This is a genomic window from Acinetobacter sp. GN11 (genome assembly GCF_054823985.1).
On record NZ_JRVL01000310.1, the window covers coordinates 1 to 914 of the forward strand.

Annotated in this window: 1 protein-coding gene; it reads right to left on the reverse strand. The window is 33.4% G+C overall.

Going from position 1 to position 914, the window contains the following annotated elements; translation table 11 throughout:
* Window positions 1–100 precede the first annotated feature (100 nt).
* A complete protein-coding gene (locus tag NL42_RS18670) occupies window positions 101–565 on the reverse strand; it encodes a MarR family winged helix-turn-helix transcriptional regulator (RefSeq protein ID WP_004791909.1) in 465 nt (154 codons plus the stop codon).
* Window positions 566–914: the final 349 nt, after the last annotated feature.

The window sequence follows — 914 nt, forward strand, 5'->3', positions numbered from 1 at the left end:
TGCTTATTTTATGTGAGGTGTTGTTTCTATCAATACCCAGACGAGAGCTTAAAATAGAAAAGCTCTCCTAAGAGAGCTTAATAAGATGTCTATGCTATTTTTAACGAGAAAGATTCTTTAAAAGTAATTTTAAACTTTCCATCATTTTTTCTAATTGCAGAGGGGTGATACCTTCGAATGATTGTTCAAGTACTACGCTGGTTAGATCGTTAATCTTATTGATCATTTCAGTACCTTTGTCTGTAAGTACTACGCGGGTGATTCGACCATCGGTCTGACAAGAATAAGTTTCCACCAACCCTTCATCTTTTAAACGATAAACAATCTTGGTGGTTGTAGACATTTTTGAAATAATCATATCTGAAAGTTCAGAAACACTTGCATGGGGCTTACTACTTAAAGCCAACATAATGCGTCGACGTGAGTTATCTAAACCATATTTTTTTAAAGCATTATCAATGTTTTGTACATATTGAGCATGTACTTGAGTAATCCAATAATATGGAAAATCTTCAAGAGTAAAAGATTCTGTTGTAGGTAAAAAACGCGCATACTTCTTTGTCATTGACTTTTCCCCATACCTTGGTGGATCGCATTTCTGCTGAACTATCTTTAATAGTTGAAAAATATAGTTTCATCAAGCAAGTTATATCAGGACTTTACTTGGTGAGCAAAATTTATATAGCTAAATTTAACAATGACATGGTTTAAAGCACCTTGTCTTGATAAGTTTTCCTATACTTTGCACAAACTAAAAATACTCTTCTACTATGGTCAAAGTTTGTTGAAAGTTAATGTGGCTTGATAAGTCATAGCCATTAATTCCTTAAAATCTTTGAACAGATATACAAGATTGTATCTAGGCTTGCTTGATCGTTAATTGAACGATATTGGCTTACAAGCGCATCGTAGAA